Source organism: Streptococcus danieliae, from assembly GCF_013415245.1.
Classification (GTDB): Bacteria; Bacillota; Bacilli; order Lactobacillales; family Streptococcaceae; genus Streptococcus; species Streptococcus danieliae_A.
In genome coordinates this window covers 1-3,282 of the sequence record NZ_JACBXX010000178.1, presented here as the reverse complement: position 1 = coordinate 3,282, position 3,282 = coordinate 1, and the positions used below count along the sequence as shown (strand labels likewise).

3 protein-coding genes are annotated in these 3,282 nt (G+C 41.9%); 1 reads left to right on the top strand and 2 read right to left on the bottom strand.

Annotation, left to right across the window (positions count from 1 at the left end; genetic code table 11):
- Together HZY94_RS08470 and spxB are read right to left on the bottom strand one after the other, a co-directional pair.
- The coding region (locus HZY94_RS08470) for a reverse transcriptase domain-containing protein (RefSeq protein ID WP_257151889.1) at nt 1-368 on the bottom strand (368 nt) is incomplete at its 3' end.
- 560 nt (nt 369-928) lie between these two features.
- Nucleotides 929-2,704 carry a pyruvate oxidase gene (spxB, locus tag HZY94_RS08465; RefSeq protein WP_160333463.1) on the bottom strand — a complete coding sequence of 592 codons (1,776 nt, stop codon included), beginning with the start codon at nt 2,702-2,704 and terminating at the stop codon, nt 929-931.
- A gap of 405 nt (nt 2,705-3,109) precedes the next feature.
- Here spxB and HZY94_RS08460 point away from each other — a divergent pair.
- A partial coding sequence (locus tag HZY94_RS08460) for a helix-turn-helix domain-containing protein (RefSeq protein WP_179924846.1) occupies nt 3,110-3,282 on the top strand: 173 nt, incomplete at its 3' end.

The window sequence follows — 3,282 nt, the reverse complement described above, 5'->3', positions numbered from 1 at the left end:
TGAATAATAGCTGTCTCACAAGAGCGATTGGGACGAAAGCCATAACTATACTCTGAGAAGTGTCTTTCACAGATTGGACTGATGGTTTGAACAATCGCTTGTTGTACCATTCTGTCCATGACTGTAGGGATTCCAAGATTTCGGACGCCACCATTTGGCTTAGGAATTTCAACTCGTAAAACTGGTTGAGGTTTGTACTTCCTCTGCTTTATAAGTTCCTTGGTTTCTCGCCAATGTTGCCGTAGGAAATTATCCATTTCCTCAATGGTAACTCCGTCGATACCAGCAGAACCCTTGTTTCTTTTTACCTGATGATAGGCTTCAAGCATATTGTTCCGAGATAATATCTTATCTAGCAATTCTGACATGTGCGTATTCCTTTCTTGTTTCGGTGTCTGAGGGACATCTTAGATTCGTGAACCTTCTCCTAGTCAATACGTGACCGTCTCCAGTTCTATCAGACCGTTCTTTTACAGACACAAGTGAAGTAGGATTACTTCGGTTAATTGTTCGCCCCTTCGCTCCATTTCCATTACAGAAACTTCATCACTACTATGGGTTCGGCTGACTTCTCATGATTCGTTGTTACTACGTCTACGACGCTCATGAGACCTCACGGGATAAGTCGTATATCTTTCCTCGTTTACTCTCGTGATCTACGCATATAGGTTACGACTACCTTTTGGGACTTTAGAGTTTTCAGCCTCCTCATCCACTACATACGCCTTCATATCACATTTCTGTTCGTAGAGCCACGATTTCGCTATCCCTTCCTCTCCCCGCTACCTCACGATAGTCAGGCTTGGGAGTCGCTATTGGGTTCACCGGTAGCAGGTGCCCACAGAGGACTTGCACCTCAGATATACGACATGCCCGTCGTACAGAAAAAAGGTTGAGAGGGAACCCCTCAACCTTTTAAGCACAAGGCTTATTTGTAGTTACGTGATTCCAAACCTTCTTCTTCAAGGAAGAGACGGAATGGTACCAATTCTTCAGCTTCGTATTTCTCTTTGTAAGCTGCAATTTCTTCAGCAGAGTAAGCTTTTGGATCCAAACGAAGTTCTGGAGCTTCTACTGGGATTGGACGATGTTGAGTGATGCGTGCATCGATCACAACAGTCTTACCTTCTTTGTTCAATTTCACAGCTTCTGCCATAACAGCATCCATATCTTCGATACGATCTACTGTGAATCCAACAGCGCCTTGAGCTTCAGCGATCATCTTGTAATCTGGGTTAGTGAAGTCTACACCAAACAAGTGTTTGTTTGTATCTTCGTATTTGTTTTTGATGAAGGCATACTCAGCGTTTGAGAAGACAACGTTGATAACTGGTAGGTCATATTGAACGTTTGTGATAACGTCTGGGTAGCACATACCGAATGCCCCGTCACCCATGATGTTCCATACTTGGCGATCTGGATTGTCTTTCTTAGCAGCAATACCACCAGGAAGAGCGATACCCATTGTCGCAAAGAGTGGAGAAGTACGCCACATGTTCTTAGGAGTCATGTGAAGGTGACGAGTAGAAGTTTGAGTTGAGTTACCTACGTCGATTGAGTAGATTGCGTTCTCATCAGCATGTTTGTTGATTGCGTTGTAAACTTGGTACAATTGCAATTCGCCTTCAGTTTTACCTTCAAGCTTGTTCATGTAATCACGCCAGTTTTGGTTGTTCTTGACAACAGCTCTCCACCATGGTGTAGATTCAACTGGGTTTACTTTATCAAGGATAGCTTGTGCAGCTTCTTTAACATCACCAAGGATTGAAGCATCAAGCGCATGACGTTTACCAAGTTTGTATGGATCGATATCCACTTGGATGAATTTTTCGATGTTTTTGAAAGTATTGTAAACTTCTGAGAATGGGAAGTTGCTTCCAAGGAAGAGAACTGTATCTGCTTCGAAGATAACTTCGTTGGCAGATTTCCAACCAACACGGTAAGCAGAACCAGTCAAACCTTCGTAATCCCACTCAAAGGCTTCAAAGTTCTTACCAGTTGTAATGATAGGAGCTTTGATTTTGCGAGAAAGTTCAGTGATCACATCACCTGCACCAACACCACCGAAACCAGCGTAGATAACTGGACGTTTTGCGTTGTTAAGGATTTCAACCGCTTTATCAACTTCAACTTGGTTCAAAGCTGGAGCTACAAATGTACGGTCGTAAGTTCCAGATCCGTAGTAAGAATCTGCATCGATTTCTTCGAAACCAAAGTTAACTGGGATCTCAACAACTGCAGGACCTTTTTTAGCGATTGCAGCACGGCAAGCTTCGTCGATAACTTTTGGCAATTGAGCAGCGTAAGCTACACGTTTGTTGTAGACAGCTACACCATTGTACATTGGGTTTTGGTTCAATTCTTGGAAAGCATCCATGTTCAATTCAGTAACAGGACGAGAACCAAGGATTGCCAACATTGGAGTAGCATCCATAGCTGCATCGTAGATACCGTTGATCAAGTGAGTTGCACCAGGTCCACCTGAACCGACACAGACCCCGATAGATCCACCGAATTTAGCTTGCATAAGAGCTGCAAGAGCACCAGTTTCTTCGTGGCGAACTTGCAAGAAGTTGATATCTTTGTCTTCTGCAAGTGCGTCCATCAAGGAACTCAAAGTACCAGAAGGAATACCATAAATTGTATCAACGCCCCATGTTTTCAAAACATTGAGCATAGCAGCAGAAGCAGTGATTTTAGTCATAGTGACAAATCTCCTTTGAAATAGTAATCATAAACTAATTAATGGAAACGCTTAACTAGTATTACAAAGTCATTATATCACAGTTTCGAGCACAATGAAAACAATCTGCTCACAATTTTAAGAATTATTCTAAAAATAACGTTTTCAAAAATTTTAAAATGAAGTTAGCCACCCATCCTATCTGCTAGATAAGTACTACAACTCATTCTGATGAGTTGTCTGATTTCATTTGATAATAGGTTTGGAGCTGTTAGGCTAATTGGCCAAGGCTAATGATAGCCTTGGTTTAGCCCTCAAAACAGCTTCAAAAGTCCCTGTTGTCAAATGAAATCCTTTTGTAAGGTATAAGAAAACACCTCCGTGCTATACTTGTTGTTCACCACAAACAAAAGGAAGGGCACAGAGATGCAAAACAATTATACAACAAAAGGAAAACATTTGACAATTAATGATCGTCGCTACATTGAACGATGGAACAAAGAAGGAAAATCCAATCGAGAAATTGCTCGCCTACTTGGAAGAGCTCCTCAAACAATCAATAACGAAATCAAGCGAGGGCAAGTCTTACAACAAGTGAG